The organism is Chitinivorax sp. PXF-14 (assembly GCF_040812015.1).
Taxonomy (GTDB): Bacteria; Pseudomonadota; Gammaproteobacteria; order Burkholderiales; family SCOH01; genus JBFNXJ01.
The window spans coordinates 105,396-119,837 of record NZ_JBFNXJ010000004.1 but is presented as its reverse complement, the minus strand read 5'-3'; the positions used below and the strand labels follow the sequence as shown (position 1 = coordinate 119,837).

The window sequence follows — 14,442 nt, the reverse complement described above, 5'->3', positions numbered from 1 at the left end:
TCCTCTATCTCTTTTCTATTGTTGTTTCTTGTACGCCTCGCGTTTGGCGAGGTCGATGTCGTAGTACATGAACTTGACGTGATCGAACGGATGTTTCGCAAACCCCGTCGTCCAGCCTTGGGCAAAGTGCGTGCGGATGCGGTGGACGTTGAAGTTCCACGGCGCATAGGCCGATGCCAGCCGCACCATGCGCATCACCTTCTTCTGCCGCTCGGGCGAATCGGGCATGGCGGTGATGTCGTCGTACAGCCGGTCGAACTCGGGCAGCTTGAAGCGCGCATCGTTGCCCTCGCCGGTGTTTGGGCCGTAAAGCAGCTGCAGGAAGTTGTCGACATCGGGGTAGTCGGCGATCCACGCCCCGCCCGCCAGCTGGTATTTGCCGTTCTGGCGGCGCTGGATCAGGTCCGGGAACGATACCTGGACAGTGCGCGCGCGGATCTTGATGTCCCTGAACGCGTTGAGAATCTGCTCTTCCAGCTCGCGCCCGCTGCCTGCGGTACCCAGGTATTCCACCTCGAGCGGCTTGCCGTCGGGCCGTTCACGGTAGCCATCGCCGTCCACATCCTTGTAGCCGTAGGTATCGAGGATGGCGTTGGCGCGAGCCGGGTTATAGGCGTGAAACGGGTTCTTGAAGCTTGCGTCGTAGCCGACGATGCCCGGCGACCACGGTCCCTGGGCTTCGATGGCCTGCCCGTTGCGCAGCACCATCGCCTCTTTCAACGAGTTGTAGGACATCGTGAAGGCCCGGCGCAGCGCAACCTTCTCCGGCGTATAGCCGCCGACGACCGGGTCGTCCATGTTGAAGTGGTTGTAGACGATCTCCGGCTGCTGCTCGGTGAAGCTGCGGATCCCCTTCTTGACGAGCTTGGGGTCGAGCTTGCCGCCCGGCGCCGCCAGCGCCGCGTATTCGGGCTTGGTATCGACCAGGATGTCCTGCCCACCGCGCAGGAAGTCGAGATACTGCGCCTGGCCGCTCTCAATGATGCGGATGTCGATCGTGCCAATCAGTGGCAGCACCTTGCCCTTGAGCTGATTCGCAACATTCTGGTCGACGCCCTTGGCATCGGCCGGCGGCGCATAGGTCAACCCACGGAAATTCGGGTTGGCTTCGAGCACCATGCGGTGACCGCGTTCCCACTGTTTCAGCATGTAGGGGCCCGTGCCGACCGGGTGGGCGCCCGCATCCTGGTCGCCGTACTTGTCGACGATCTCCTTGGCCATGGCGACCGTACTGGGCATGGCCATGATGTAGGGCAGATCGTAATCGGGCTTCTTCAGCTTGATCTGCAGGGTGTAGCGATCGAGCGCCTTGAGCCCTTCCACCGGCACATTCGGGTCGAACTGCTTGGTCTTTTTGTATTCGGCCAGCTTCTCGTCGAGGCCGATCACCTTGCCGCGCAGCAACCAGGCATTGGGGCGCTTGGTGCTCGGGTCGACCAGGCGCAGCAAGCTGTAGACATAGTCCTGCGCCGTCAGCTCGCGTTTCTTGCCGCCGAAGACTTCATGCGGCGCGAAGTAGATGCCCTTCCTGAGATGGAAGATATAGGTTCGCCCACCATCGAGCACTTCCGGCATGGCTGCGGCCGTGCCCGGCACCACGCGCGTCGGACGCGACAGGTAATCGAACTCCAGCAGGGTCTCCATCATGTTGGCGATGACGATATTGGAGTAAAGATCGCTGTAGGCAGCGGGGTCGAAGCCCGTCTCGGCGGCCTCGAAGCTGAAATACATGGTCTTGTTCATGTCGGCAGCCGCCCAGAGTGGCAAGGCGGTGCCCAGGGAGAGAGTAGCGGCGCATGCCAGTTGACCAAGCGCTTGCACGAAGCGTCGGGACACGGGTACACCACCACTCCCGCTGGATCTTTTGGATCTGAGGGAAGTGTTCATAGCCAATCAGAGTATGGGTAGGCAATGAAAAGGGCGGTGATGAATCACCGCCCAACCTTTTGAAACGATCTGTGGGCGTTCGAAGGCAATCAGGTTTATTGACCCTCGACCATTTCCTCTTCGTCGTTGAATTTAAAGTTGATCTCGTAAAGGCCGATGCGCTTGCGCCCTTCCGATGCAAACTTCCACTGCATCAGCTTGCGCTTCACCTCAGAGGCCAACACCGAGCCGCCCGCCGGGAACTTCTTGATGTCGACATCCGAGACATCCCCGTTTTCGTCGACATGGACGTGCGCCACGACCAAGCCCTGAATATCGTTCTCACGCGCCTTGCGCGGGAATTCGATAGCCACTTTCTTGGTCGCTACCAGCCCCTTTTCCGGGCCAGTTGGCGGTGTCGGCTTCGCATCGGGAGCAGGATTGCCCACCGCAGGCCTGGATTCACCCACCGCAGTCGGTACGCTCATCCCGCCTGGCGCCGCCGCAGCACTATCAACCTGCTTGGGCGCCTCCATCGGAATCGGCGCCTGTTCAGGCTGGGCCTGAGGCTTGGGCGCCTCCTGCGACCGCTCGATGATCTTTTCGATCTCCTTGGGCTGCTCGACGACCTTCTCGGGCTCAGGGGGCGGCGGAGGCGGCTCTTCGGTCACATCCACCACTTCCATGACCTGATCCTTCTCGGCGATATGCTTGCCGGTCGGCGGGATCATCGTCAGCGCGCCCAAGGCGGCTATCTCGATGATCGCGGCGATCAGCAAGGCCTTCTTGAAGGAAAAGGACCTGTCCTGATCCGGCCGATATTCGGCCCAAAGCGGAGTACCCGGCTTTTCCGCAACAGTCATGGCGGTCATCAGGCTCCTCCTGCTTCCTTCTTGGTCGCGATGCCGACAGCGGTGATACCCGCGCTCCGCACATCATCCATCACCGACATCAAGGTCTGCAGGGAAGTGCCCTTATCCCCAGCGATGATCACTTCAACCTTGGGTGCCGAGGACTTCTTCTGCTTGAGCAAGGCAGTCAGCTGCTCGTGCGACACAGCCTGGTTGTCGACCTGCATCGAGCCATCTTCCTTGACGCCCACCGCAACCTTGACCGGCGGCTGCATGCTCTGTGCCGTTTTCGACGACGGCAATTGCAGCGTGACGCCCGCTCCTTCCATCATCTTCAGGGTCACGACCATGAAGAAGATCAACAGGAACATCATGATGTCGATGAGCGGGATCACCTCGATGCGAGGTTCCTTATGTTCCATATAACGGCCGCGCATGATCAGGCACCTTGCGCAGCAACGTTAACCTTGGCGGTCGCGGCAGCCGTCTTCTGGCCCTGCGCCACGGCTTGGTCGATACCACCACCATGCAGGCGGTTGATCAACATCATCTTCACCAGTTCAAGCTGGTTGATGGTGAGGCGGATGCGCTTGTTGAAATAGTTGAGGAAGCCCACGGAGGTGATGGCAACCATCAGGCCGCCGGCCGTTGCCACCAGCGCGTGGCCGATACCGCCGGTAATCGCGTTGGGGTTCGATACACCGTGGTTACCGATCGCGCCGAACGACTCGATCATGCCGATGACGGTACCGAACAGGCCGAGCAAGGGGCCCAGCGTCACAGCGGTGTCGAGTACCCACAGATTCTTGTCGAGCTTGGGCAGTTCCCACATCAGCGCCTCTTCGATGTGGCGCTCCATCGCCTCGGCGCTCTCGCCGCGCGACGCGACGGCAGCCTTGACGACATTGGCCTGCGGCGAACCCTCATAGTGCTTGGCCACCTGCTGCAACTGCTCGATGCTTTGGTACTTGACCAGCAGAATGTCATGCTCGATCGCATCACCAATCTTCACAACACGAGCGATATACCACCAGCGCTCAATGATCACGGCAAGCGCGATCAACAGAACCAGGGCCAACAGCGGAACCAGGCCGCCAGAAAGAATACTTACCTCGATGATGAAATCCAGCATGTTATGAACTCCTAATATTGCTAGTTGCTTTTTGAGAATGCCGGCACCGGCTGGATGGTGATCGGCTGTATATACAAATTCAGCTTACCACAAGAATCGTAAGCAGTTGATCAAAAATACAAAAACGGGTGTCGTTCGTCAAAAAACACGCTGTGCCAGCCATACAAATCAGGCTGGCACAGCTGTTCAGGTCACGCGATTATTTGAACTTGTAGTTGACGCTACCGTAGATGAAGCGCCCCCGTGGGTCATAGTAAGAAGGATCGTAGCCACTTTGGAAGTAACCAACATTCACGCCTGCGTTACTACGCGGTGGGTCGCTATCAAATACATTCTTGACGCCCAGCGTGAGTTTAAGGTTCTTGATGGCAGTGTAGTTTCCTTGCAGGTCATATGTGGCAAACGACCCAACCCAGTGCGGTGCACCATCATTATCGGGGAAGTCCCAATATCCGTTCTGGAAGTTCTGGGTCACGCTTGCCGACCAAGTTGCATTAGTCACCCCAGCCGTCAACTCATGCTTCCAGCGCATGATTACGCCGCCTTGCTGAGTTGGGTTCAAGATGTTGCCAGCATCATCAACGGTTCGGGCCACAGCATGTTGTGTCGCGCCGGATGGATCGGTCGAGTCGTACTTACTGAAGTAGGTACCATTCAAGCCGACATCGACAGCCCCCATCTCCGTCTTACCAACACGCCACCGCAGATCAATATCGACCCCAGCAACATCCAAGTTACCGCCATTGAGTGCAGTATTTTTGATCGACTGGATGTTGCATGTCGGACATGCGCGCTGGACAAGCGGAGCAAAGAAGGAATTGCCCTCGGAGGCAAAGCCAACAATTGCCTGTGCAGACAACGCCCCGCCGGTACCAGACAGGATCTGATCTTCGACTTTAACCCGGAAGAAATCGACACCAGCCGAAACACCAGATACAGGCTCAACAACAAAGCCAAACGACATTTGCTTTGTATGCTCTGGCTTGAGATCAGGGCTACCACCAGCGGTTTGGTTAAACTGGTTCTTTTCCCCGGTAACCGGATCGGTAAATTGAGAGGTCGAGGAAACAACGATAGGGGTATACAGTTCCGGCAGAGATGGTGCCCGGAAACCCTTACCCCAAGAGCCACGCAACAGAAACTGTTGCAGCGGTTGCCAACGCAGGCTCACTTTAGGTGTGGTTTCACTACCAATGGTCTCGTAGTGATCTGAGCGTACTGCGACATCCGCCTCAAGATGCTTGACAATCGGTACGTTCACCTCAGCAAACATAGAGTGATTGTTTCTGGATTTGTTGTATGGCATCAACGCCGCACCATACCCCGAAACATCGCCCCCCTGAGCTGCTGCACTGGACGTAAAGTCCAGCGTCTCCTTGTGCGCGCCGACACCAACGGCGGCCGACAACGATCCGCTGGGCAACTCGAACACCGCACCGGAAAGTTTTCCGTCAACCCCTTGATTCGTCAGCTTTGAGGCGACCATCATCCCATTGTAGTTTGTCGCCTTGATCTGCTCAGCCAAGGCAGCATCTTGGAAGGTCGTGAATGGATTAAACGTATTGCTCTTGTTCAGGAGATCAACGAGTTTGGTCTGGAGTTGATAGCCACCGTTGGTATCTTCCTGCACCTTACTCTGATTGAAGACATAGGCGGCATCATAATCCCACGCGCCAAAAGTCCCCTTCATCCCCGCAACAAAATGCCATTGATCAGCGGTATCCGTATGTTCACGTCGACCACCGTCATAAGCACGATAGGATACAGCGAGCGGCTGACCTATATATTGAGGCATACCGATAGAATTGAGGTAGGGAACAATTGTCGAGTTGTATACAGGGTTTGACGGGCCAATCAGAATCGACTGCTCAATCCCGGAGTTCAGGAATGCGTTGTCCGTACCCAGGAAAACCGGAGAATAAGGAGAGTACTGCTCAAGCGTGACAGTCTTGGTTCTGGTGTAGATAGCCGTTGAGTACAGTTCATGAGCTGGGCTCAAGGCAAACCGGAAGTTTGCCGACAAATTGCCTCTATCTACCGTTGGCGCCAATGGCACCAAGTCAGAAGGGTCATAGCGACAAGTGCCATAGTTATCATCCATGGCGCTGCCGTTCATAGAACAATCAGATTCAGCAGGGTTACCTAAAGTCTTGAGATTTTGCTGATTAAAGGGAACGCCCATTGCCCAGGGGGCTTGCAGTCTGCCACTGGGAGTAGCACTACTATCAAAGAATTCGTTCCAGCCACGCTTTGCAAAGGTACGGTTTGCACCATATAGCGCGCGGTCATGAGAAAAGTCCCCAGAGACTACCAGGTTGAATTTGTTCTCATCGAGGTCGCCTGTACCAGCAACGAAACCTGCCTTGTTGATCTGCCCGCCGCCGCTCCGCGTTGGGCTTCCCGTGTAAGCACTAGCCTCAAAACCGTTGTAATTCTTCCGCATGATGAAGTTAATTACACCGGCAACCGCGTCGCTACCATATACGGAGGAGGCGCCGTCGCGCAGGACCTCAACGCGTTCGATAGAGGAAAGTGGGATGCTGTTAATGTCGACTGTCGTACCGTCGGTAGCATAATTTGCCAACCTACGGCCGTTTACCAGCACAAGAGTCCGGTTACCCCCCAGCCCACGCATCGACACGGAGGACATACCATACGTTGACAACCCAGCGCCTTGCGCAGTCGACGTACCACCAACGGCGCTAGTCGACGTGATCGACTGGACCAACTCCTCTACATTCGTGGCACCAGTTCTCGCAATATCCTCTTTGCGGACGACGGTAACAGGTAGAGCGCCTTCTTTTGCTACGCGTTTGATACTAGAACCAGTCACCTCGATCCGCTCGGCCTTCTGCGGGGGGGGTTGGTCAGTCGAATCTTCTGCGTATGCGATCCCGTTGATCGCACCGGCATAGCCGATCGTCGCAATGGCGAACGCTAGTCGTTTCATTTTCATTTAAGCCGTCTCCCTCTCATGAGAACGTTCAAACTTCTTAACAGTTTTTTACTGCCACCTTTAGAGCTTTAACCCTAGATAGCGCTGCTAACATAACAAAAAAGAAATCCCGTGAGAAACGCATTCCATGCTGCGCCGCACACAAGATTTGCGCCTCGATCCTTAAGCAATCGACGTGCCAACCAGCATCGATCTGTATAGGCATTTTCCATCACGCCTTTATTTCCAGCTTTTATAAATAAAGATCAATAACTTATATCGGAAGGCACGCAACATTGCCTGAATCGTGGCGGCGCGCCATGTTAGTGCAAGTTGGTGCTCGTTTCGCCAACCCTCGCCCACATTGCAATCAACACAAATAAATTTACAAATTTGCGCAATTTTGTTGCCAAATTTTGGTGATTTGCGGTGTTGCAAAATAGCGACACTCTGATACAAATTGTGGCTGCGGCTACAGGAAATCAGCGGCTTGCCGACCCGCTTTGGTGCACTCGGTAGCGGGTACCAAAACAGGGCGTCCGGCAATATTCAGCCGGTTTGCATGTAAACGTATAGACATGCCTAGCAAGCACTGGCTTGTTTTTTCTGCCGACATGGGTGGCCCGGTGGGTGTTGAAAATACAGCCGTGATTACGATGCAGGTGTACCGAAGATGCACATATCGGCTGGATCGTGCGCAGACAGCTTGGGCACGTGGGGCAAGTCGTTTTATAATGACCGGCTACCAAACCGCCGATACGCAGGAACCCGAGAATCATGGCCATAGACCGTAACTACGTTTCCGACTTCACCCAGTTCATCAACGGCTTTCTCGACCAGAACCCAGAGGTGAAGGAACAGCAGAAGGCAAATCGCGGCACCTGGTGGGATCGCGAAATCGACCGCGATCTGTACAAGCGCTTCGAGGAATCGCGCGTCAAGCAGAAGCCCTATGTCTATCAAGCCGACTGAGCTGGCTTGATGCAAAAAAACGGCGCCTTCACGGCGCCGTTTTTGTTTGGATGATCTGCCCTGCCGGTAATATCAGCCGGATAGTGCGACGATGCCGCTCAGGCACTTGAAGCATGTCTCGCGCATGGTGGACAGAAAGTCGGCGACGAAGGTCTTCTCGACATCCGCCGTCCTGACCACGCCGTAGAGCTCTCCCCACAAGCCCCCCTCCCCGATCGGCCGGGTTGCCACATAACCGCGATCGACATAGCCCTGGACGGCCCAGGCAGGCAGCGCGGCGATGCCCCGCTGGCTGGCAACCAGCTGCAGGATGGCGGCCGTCAGCTCGCTGGTGCGGCGCTTGGGGTTGATGCCCGCCGGGCGCAGCACCTGACGGATCAGGTCGAGCATGTCGTCGGGCACCGGGTAGGTAATCAGCGTCTGGTCGGCAAAATCCTGCGCCACCAGGCTCGGCCTGGCGGTGAGTACGTGGCGCTTGGCCAGCAGCGCCACGATCTCGTAACCGAACAGCGGCCGATAGGCGACGCCCTGTTCGGCATTGTCGCGCTCCGATACCACGGCGACATCGGCGCGATCAGTCAGCAGCAGGCCGACCGGGTCGGCATGAAACCCCGACACGATGTCGAGCTCCACCTCCGGCCAAGCCTCTCGGAAACGGTCCATCGCCGGCATCAGCCAGTCGAAGCAGGTATGACATTCCACCGCGATACGCAGCTGGCCTGCCTGCCCTTCGGACAGCCGGGCGAGGTCGCGCTCGGCAGCCGCCACCTGCGGCAGGACGGTCTCGGCAAGCTGCAGCAGGCCTTGCCCGGCAAGCGACAGCTTGAGCGGCTGGCTCTTGCGCTCGAACAGCTCGACGCCGTAATGCGTCTCCAAGGCCTTGATCTGATGCGAAATCGCCGACTGCGTGAGATACAGCCGCTCGGCCGCGCGTGACAGGCTGCCGCTCTCGCTGATGGCGGCCAGCGTGCGTAGATGACGAAGTTCGAGTATCGGCTGCGGCATGAATATGATTGATGATAATTCTGAAAATAATGAGTTTGAATCATATTCAACAGACGGCCATCATGCAACTCGTTCATATACAGGAGCATGAGCAATGACCACCATTCATACCCTGGGCTTTCCGCGCATCGGAGCCCAACGCGAACTCAAACGCGGCGTCGAGGCCTACTGGAAAGGCGACCTGAACCAGGCCGCGCTGCTCGACCAGGCGGCGGCGCTGCGGCGCCAACACTGGCAATGGCAGGCCGAGGCAGGCCTAGAGCGGGTCACCGTCGGCGATTTCGCCTACTACGACCAGGTGCTCAACCATATCGCGCTGTTCGGCTGCGCACCACGCCGCTTCGGCTTCGGGCCGCAGCTCACGCTCGACCAGTATTTCGAGCTGGCACGCGGCAATGCCGGTCAGTTCGCGCTGGAGATGACCAAGTGGTTCGATACCAACTATCACTACCTGGTCCCCGAGTTTCATCCCGATACCACCTTCACGCTCGACCCGCGCTGGTTGCTCTACGAGCTGGCCCAGGCACGGGCGCTCGGCCATGCCGCCAAGCCGGTGCTGATCGGCCCGCTGACCTTCCTCTGGCTGGGCAAGGCACGGCTTGGCCACAACGAGCAGGCAGCCGCCTGCTGCGGCTCGGCGCACCACCATGAATTCGACCGCCTCGACCTGCTCGACCGCTTGCTGCCCTGCTACCAGGCGCTGCTCGCAGAGCTTGCGGCACAAGGCGTGGAATGGGTGCAGATCGACGAGCCGGCACTGACGCTCGACCTGCCCGCGCACTGGCTGGCACGCCTCGCGCCGGTCTACGAGATGCTGTCGCAGACAGGCCCCAAGCTGCTGCTGGCCACCTACTTCGATTCGGTCGCGGAACACGCAGCTCGGCTGCAAGCCCTGCCGGTTGCCGGCCTGCATCTAGACCTGGTGCGGGCGCCAGCGCAGCTCGACCGCTTCCTGGCCGGCTGGCCGGCGGACAAGGTGCTGTCGGCCGGGATCATCGACGGCCGCAACATCTGGCGTGCCGATCTCGGCCGTTGCCTGGAGCAACTGGGCAATGCCCGGCGCGCGCTCGGCGACCGGCTCTGGCTGGCGCCGAGCTGCTCGCTGCTGCACGTGCCGGTCGATCTGGAGCAGGAGGCCCGGCTCGATGGCGAGCTCAGGAGCTGGCTCGCCTTTGCGCGCCAGAAGCTGGGCGAGCTGGGGTTGCTCAAGCACGCCCTCGACCAGGGCCGTGTGGCCGTGCATCAGGCGCTGCAGGCCAACCGCGCGGCAATCGACGCGCGCGCCACCAGTTCGCGCATCCACGATCCGGCCGTGGCGACACGCTTGGCCCATGTCAGCGCGAACGACGAGCATCGTCAATCAGTATTCCCGGCCAGGCAGGCGGCCCAGCGTCGGCGCTTTGCCCTGCCCTTGCTGCCGACCACGACGATAGGCTCGTTTCCGCAGACGGCGGCGATCCGCCAGGCGCGCGCGGCATTCAAGCGCGGCGAGCTGAGCGACGCGCAATATCAGGCCGCGATGCGCGCCGAAATCGGGCTCGTGGTGCAGAAGCAGGAGGCGCTGGGCCTCGATGTGCTGGTGCACGGCGAAGCCGAGCGCAACGACATGGTCGAGTATTTCGGCGAGCAGCTGGCAGGCTTTGCCTTCACCGAGCATGGCTGGGTGCAGAGCTACGGCAGCCGCTGCGTGAAGCCGCCGATCATCTACGGCGATGTCTCCCGCCCGCAGCCGATGACCGTCGAATGGAGCCGCTACGCACAAAGCCTGACCGAGCGGCCGATGAAGGGCATGCTGACAGGGCCGGTGACCATCCTGCAGTGGTCCTTCGTGCGCAACGACCAGCCGCGCAGCGCCACGGCGCAGCAGATCGCACTGGCCATCCGCGATGAGGTGGTCGATCTCGAGGCTGCCGGCATCGGCATCATCCAGATCGACGAGCCGGCCTACCGCGAGGGGCTGCCACTCAAGCGCCGCGACTGGCCGGCCTATCTGGACTGGGCTGCGCGTGCCTTCCGCCTGGCGGCATCGGGGGTACGCGACGATACACAGATTCATACCCATATGTGCTACGCCGAGTTCAACGACATCCTGCCCGCGATTGCCGCGATGGATGCCGACGTGATCACCATCGAAACCTCGCGCTCGGATATGGAGCTGCTCGAAGGCTTTGGCGAGTTCGCCTATCCGAACGAGATCGGGCCCGGTGTGTACGACATCCATTCGCCGCGCATCCCGCGCGTGGAAGAGATGGTCAGGCTGCTGGGCAAGGCAGTCAGCGTAATCCCGCTCGAACGCCTGTGGGTGAACCCGGACTGCGGCCTGAAGACACGCGGCTGGCCCGAGACCGAAACCGCGCTGTCGGCAATGGTGGAAGCGGCCCGGCTGATGCGCGTGCGCCTTGCCGAACACCGCGCAGAGCCCATCAACGGCTGACCGGGCATTGGCCTGCAGGGCACGCCAGGCAAGGGGGCGCAGGGCAGCGCCAGGCCTGCCCTGCAGGCTCGCGGTTTAGCCCCGCAGGCGGGCAAATCAGGCCCAGCCCCGCATCCGGCGCACAGCGTATGCGGGGCTCATCCGGGGTGGTGTGCTTCCTTGCTTTCGTGACCATGGCAGCCAACAATGGAACGACCTCACCGCCACGGGACACCACAAGTGAACAAACGCGAACTCGAGCCGGGCATCGTCACCGATCTATCCGATCGCATGAGCTACGGCGGCTATCTCTGCCTCGATGAACTGCTGGCATGCCAGCGCCCGCTGTCCAACCCGCCCTTGCATGACGAGATGCTGTTCATCGTGCAGCACCAGACTTCCGAGCTGTGGATGAAGCTGATGCTGCACGAGCTCAAGGCCGCCATCGGCTACGTCCGGCAGGACCAGCTCGGCCCCTGCTTCAAGATCCTCGCGCGGGTGAAGCAGATCCAGCGCCAGCTGTTCGAACAGTGGGCCGTGCTGGAGACGCTGACGCCGTCGGAGTACGCCGAATTCCGCCCCGCACTCGGCAGCTCGTCGGGCTTTCAGTCGCACCAGTACCGCTCGATCGAATTCCTGCTCGGCAACAAGCATGCGGCGATGCTCGACGTGTTCCGCCACGAGCCGGAGAAATACCAGGCGCTCAAGGCCCTGCTCGATGCGCCCAGCCTGTACGACGAATTCCTGCGCCACCTGGCGCGGCGCGGCCTGCCCGTGCCATCCGCCTGCATCGAGCGCGACTGGTCGCAGCCCTATCAGCGCAACCCGGCGCTGATCCCGGTGTTCAAGGCGATCTACGATGCCCCGAAAACGCATTGGGATACCTATGAGATGGCGGAAAAGCTGGTCGATGTCGAAGAGTCGTTCCAGCTCTGGCGCTTCCGCCACATGAAGACGGTCGAGCGCATCATCGGCTTTCAGAAAGGCACCGGTGGCTCGAGCGGGGTCAGCTTTCTCAAGCGCGCGCTGGAGCTGACCTTCTTTCCAGAGCTGATCGACGTGCGCACGGAGATTGGACGATGATATCGAGCTACCTCGAGCGCGCCCTGCAATACCTCGGCGACGACGCGCTGACCGAGCAGGCCGTTCACCTGCATATCGCGCCGCTGTTTTCGCAGGTACTGTCGCGCGATGAAATCTACCTCGCCAACCATTCGCTCGGCCGGCCGCTCGACCAGGCGATGCACGATGTCGCCGAAGGGCTAAGCCTGTGGCAGCACCGCATGGACGACGCCTGGGATGCATGGCTCACCGAGCAGCAGCACTACCGGGCGCGCATCGCAGCCCTGATCGGCGCGCCGCGGGCCGATTGCGTGGTGCCCAAGACCAGCGCCGGGCAAGGGTTGCGGGCGGTGCTCAACAGCTATCGCGAGCCGATCCGCGTGGTGACGACACGCGGCGAATTCGACTCGATCGACTTCATCCTCAAGCAATACCAGGCCATGGGCCGCATCGCGCTGCACTATGTCGAGCCCAATGCCGCGGGTGATTACGACATCGAGGCGCTGATCGCCGCCATCACGCCAGGGACCGACCTGGTGGTGGTGTCGCAGGTAATGTTCGCCACGGCGCAGATTCTCGCCAATCTCGAACATCTGATCCGGCATGGTCACGATGTTGGCGCGCGCGTGCTGGTCGATGTCTATCACGCAGTGGGCGTGATTCCGGTCGATGTCGGCCACCTGGCTTGCGATTTCGCCATCGGCGGCAGCTACAAATACCTGCGTGGCGGGCCCGGCGCCTGCTGGCTCTACGTGTCGCCGCACAGCATCAGCCAGGGGCTGATCACGCTCGATACCGGCTGGTTCGCCAAGGCCGAGCCCTTCGCCTACGCGCGCCCCGACCCGCTACGCTTCGGCGCTGGCGGCGACGCCTGGCTCGAATCGACACCACCGGTGCTGACCTACTATCAATCGCGCAGCGGCCAGGAGTTTCTCGCGGCAATCGGCGTCGAGCGGCTGCGCGCCTATTCGCTCGGGCAATTACAGTGGCTGAAGCAGGCGCTGGCTGCCCACGGCATCGCGGCACAGGGGGCCGACCACCGCCACGGCGCCTTCCTCTGCGTGCACCACCCCAAGGCACCGGAGATCGCGCGTGGGCTCAAGGTGCTCGGCATCAACATCGATGCACGCGGCGAGCGCCTGCGGCTATGCCCCGACCTGCTCAACACCAATGCCGAGCTGGCGACCGCGGCCGACAAGCTGGCCGGCCTGCTGCAAGGGGCTTGAAAAGCCGGAGTTGGCCCGCATATCGATAGCAGGCACCACTGCGCCCGCTATCGAGGTACACACCATGTACAAGACATTACGCTCCGACATCCTGCTCCAGCTAAACAACGCCGACCTGATCCAACTCAACGATGACGTGGCTCGCCCGAGCTATATCCGCGCGGTGCATGGCCAGCTCGACACGGACGACGTGCTGCTGGAAATGACGGTCAACGGCGAGGAAGTCGACTTCACCGTGCGCGAGCTCGAAGAAGCCCAAGACCTCGGCGAAGGTAGCTACCTCGTCAAGCACCGCGGCGTGGTTCGCTTCCTGCGCGAAGCCCAGCTGCACTGAGCACGGCCCGGGATCAGGGGAACGGACGGAACCTTGCGGCCCAAGTTCTTCAAGCGTTTCCTGCCCGAGCCCCACACGCTGCGCGAGCACCGTTACCTGCGGCATATCGCGCCGTGGCTCACTCACCCCAATCTATGGCACCTGAACCGCCGCTCGGTCGCCGGCGGCGTGGCGATCGGCCTGTTTTCGGGCCTGGTGCCCGGCCCGCTGCAGATGCTGAGCGGGGCGCTGCTGGCGCTCGCGTTCAAGCGCAACCTGCCGGTGGCGATGGCCACCACGCTGTATACCAACCCGCTGACCATCGTCCCGCTTTATCTGCTCGCCTTCGAAATCGGCAAATGGCTGCTCGGCACGCATGCCCGCGCCGTGGCGGCACCTGTGTTTGCCCAGCTGGCACCGGGCGACTGGCTGAGCGCCGGCCTCGGCTGGATGACGAGCCTCGGCACGCCGCTGCTGGTCGGCCTGCCGACGCTGGCCACGGCGCTCGCCGTGCTCGGCTACATCACCGTCAACACCTTGTGGATCGCCCATACCCGGCTCGCCTGGCGGGCGCGGGCGCGGGCGCGGCGCGAGGCTGGCAGGCAAGACTAGTTGCTCAGCCGGGCTTGAGTGCGCGCCAGTATTGAAGCCGCGTTGAATGGCGGGG

At 60.3% G+C, this 14,442-nt stretch carries 12 protein-coding genes; 6 read left to right on the top strand and 6 right to left on the bottom strand.

All coding sequences use genetic code 11. From position 1 onward, the window contains the following. Positions 1–15: 15 nt before the first annotated feature. The 5 genes from ABWL39_RS06910 to ABWL39_RS06890 all read right to left on the bottom strand — a co-directional run bounded on the left by ABWL39_RS06910 (position 16) and on the right by ABWL39_RS06890 (position 6,805). Positions 16–1,743: an ABC transporter substrate-binding protein gene (locus ABWL39_RS06910; RefSeq protein ID WP_367788455.1), complete on the bottom strand. Its 1,728-nt coding sequence runs from the start codon at positions 1,741–1,743 to the stop codon at positions 16–18. 239 nt (positions 1,744–1,982) lie between these two features. Next, positions 1,983–2,738 (bottom strand): energy transducer TonB, encoded by a 756-nt coding sequence (locus ABWL39_RS06905; protein ID WP_367788453.1) that lies wholly within the window; start codon positions 2,736–2,738, stop codon positions 1,983–1,985. Next, complete coding sequence (locus tag ABWL39_RS06900; RefSeq protein ID WP_367788451.1) at positions 2,738–3,154, bottom strand: ExbD/TolR family protein; 417 nt, start codon at positions 3,152–3,154, stop codon at positions 2,738–2,740. Before ABWL39_RS06900 ends, ABWL39_RS06905 begins: the two co-directional genes overlap by 1 nt. A gap of 2 nt (positions 3,155–3,156) precedes the next feature. Beyond that, positions 3,157–3,849 carry a MotA/TolQ/ExbB proton channel family protein gene (locus ABWL39_RS06895; RefSeq protein ID WP_367788449.1) on the bottom strand — a complete coding sequence of 231 codons (693 nt, stop codon included), beginning with the start codon at positions 3,847–3,849 and terminating at the stop codon, positions 3,157–3,159. Between the two features lie 199 nt (positions 3,850–4,048). After that, a complete protein-coding gene (locus ABWL39_RS06890) occupies positions 4,049–6,805 on the bottom strand; it encodes a TonB-dependent receptor (RefSeq protein ID WP_367788447.1) in 2,757 nt (918 codons plus the stop codon). A 756-nt stretch (positions 6,806–7,561) separates the two neighbouring features. Here ABWL39_RS06890 and ABWL39_RS06885 point away from each other — a divergent pair. Continuing rightward, complete coding sequence (locus ABWL39_RS06885) at positions 7,562–7,756, top strand: DUF3460 family protein (RefSeq protein ID WP_367788445.1); 195 nt, start codon at positions 7,562–7,564, stop codon at positions 7,754–7,756. A 72-nt stretch (positions 7,757–7,828) separates the two neighbouring features. On the opposite strand, the gene ABWL39_RS06880 is transcribed toward ABWL39_RS06885, so the two are convergent. Then, positions 7,829–8,761 carry a LysR family transcriptional regulator gene (locus tag ABWL39_RS06880; RefSeq protein ID WP_367788443.1) on the bottom strand — a complete coding sequence of 311 codons (933 nt, stop codon included), beginning with the start codon at positions 8,759–8,761 and terminating at the stop codon, positions 7,829–7,831. Between the two features lie 94 nt (positions 8,762–8,855). Between ABWL39_RS06880 and metE the strand changes: the two genes are divergently transcribed. The 5 genes from metE (at position 8,856) to ABWL39_RS06855 (ending at position 14,387) form a co-directional block, all read left to right on the top strand. Next, positions 8,856–11,195 (top strand): 5-methyltetrahydropteroyltriglutamate--homocysteine S-methyltransferase, encoded by a 2,340-nt coding sequence (gene metE, locus ABWL39_RS06875; RefSeq protein WP_367788441.1) that lies wholly within the window; start codon positions 8,856–8,858, stop codon positions 11,193–11,195. 186 nt (positions 11,196–11,381) lie between these two features. Beyond that, on the top strand, positions 11,382–12,257 hold the full coding sequence (kynA, locus tag ABWL39_RS06870; RefSeq protein WP_367788439.1) for a tryptophan 2,3-dioxygenase: 876 nt from the start codon (positions 11,382–11,384) through the stop codon (positions 12,255–12,257). Further along, positions 12,254–13,462, top strand: a complete 1,209-nt coding sequence (locus ABWL39_RS06865) for an aminotransferase class V-fold PLP-dependent enzyme (protein WP_367788437.1) — start codon at positions 12,254–12,256, stop codon at positions 13,460–13,462. Before kynA ends, ABWL39_RS06865 begins: the two co-directional genes overlap by 4 nt. A 64-nt stretch (positions 13,463–13,526) precedes the next feature. Further along, a complete protein-coding gene (locus ABWL39_RS06860; protein WP_367788435.1) occupies positions 13,527–13,796 on the top strand; it encodes a hypothetical protein in 270 nt (89 codons plus the stop codon). Between the two features lie 33 nt (positions 13,797–13,829). Then, positions 13,830–14,387, top strand: coding sequence for a DUF2062 domain-containing protein (locus ABWL39_RS06855; RefSeq protein WP_367788433.1), 558 nt, complete (start codon positions 13,830–13,832; stop codon positions 14,385–14,387). Positions 14,388–14,442: the final 55 nt, after the last annotated feature.

What these genes read in the sequence shown, in the direction of transcription:
- ABWL39_RS06895 (WP_367788449.1), bottom strand. Translation starts at nt 3,849, where the DNA reads ATGCTGGATTTCATCATCGAGGTAAGTATTCTTTCTGGCGGCCTGGTT.
- metE (WP_367788441.1), top strand. Translation starts at nt 8,856, where the DNA reads ATGACCACCATTCATACCCTGGGCTTTCCGCGCATCGGAGCCCAACGC.
- ABWL39_RS06910 (WP_367788455.1), bottom strand. Translation starts at nt 1,743, where the DNA reads ATGAACAAGACCATGTATTTCAGCTTCGAGGCCGCCGAGACGGGCTTC.
- kynA (WP_367788439.1), top strand. Translation starts at nt 11,382, where the DNA reads ATGGAACGACCTCACCGCCACGGGACACCACAAGTGAACAAACGCGAA.
- ABWL39_RS06890 (WP_367788447.1), bottom strand. Translation starts at nt 6,805, where the DNA reads ATGAAAATGAAACGACTAGCGTTCGCCATTGCGACGATCGGCTATGCC.
- ABWL39_RS06860 (WP_367788435.1), top strand. Translation starts at nt 13,527, where the DNA reads ATGTACAAGACATTACGCTCCGACATCCTGCTCCAGCTAAACAACGCC.
- ABWL39_RS06885 (WP_367788445.1), top strand. Translation starts at nt 7,562, where the DNA reads ATGGCCATAGACCGTAACTACGTTTCCGACTTCACCCAGTTCATCAAC.
- ABWL39_RS06880 (WP_367788443.1), bottom strand. Translation starts at nt 8,761, where the DNA reads ATGCCGCAGCCGATACTCGAACTTCGTCATCTACGCACGCTGGCCGCC.
- ABWL39_RS06900 (WP_367788451.1), bottom strand. Translation starts at nt 3,154, where the DNA reads ATGCGCGGCCGTTATATGGAACATAAGGAACCTCGCATCGAGGTGATC.
- ABWL39_RS06865 (WP_367788437.1), top strand. Translation starts at nt 12,254, where the DNA reads ATGATATCGAGCTACCTCGAGCGCGCCCTGCAATACCTCGGCGACGAC.
- ABWL39_RS06905 (WP_367788453.1), bottom strand. Translation starts at nt 2,738, where the DNA reads ATGACCGCCATGACTGTTGCGGAAAAGCCGGGTACTCCGCTTTGGGCC.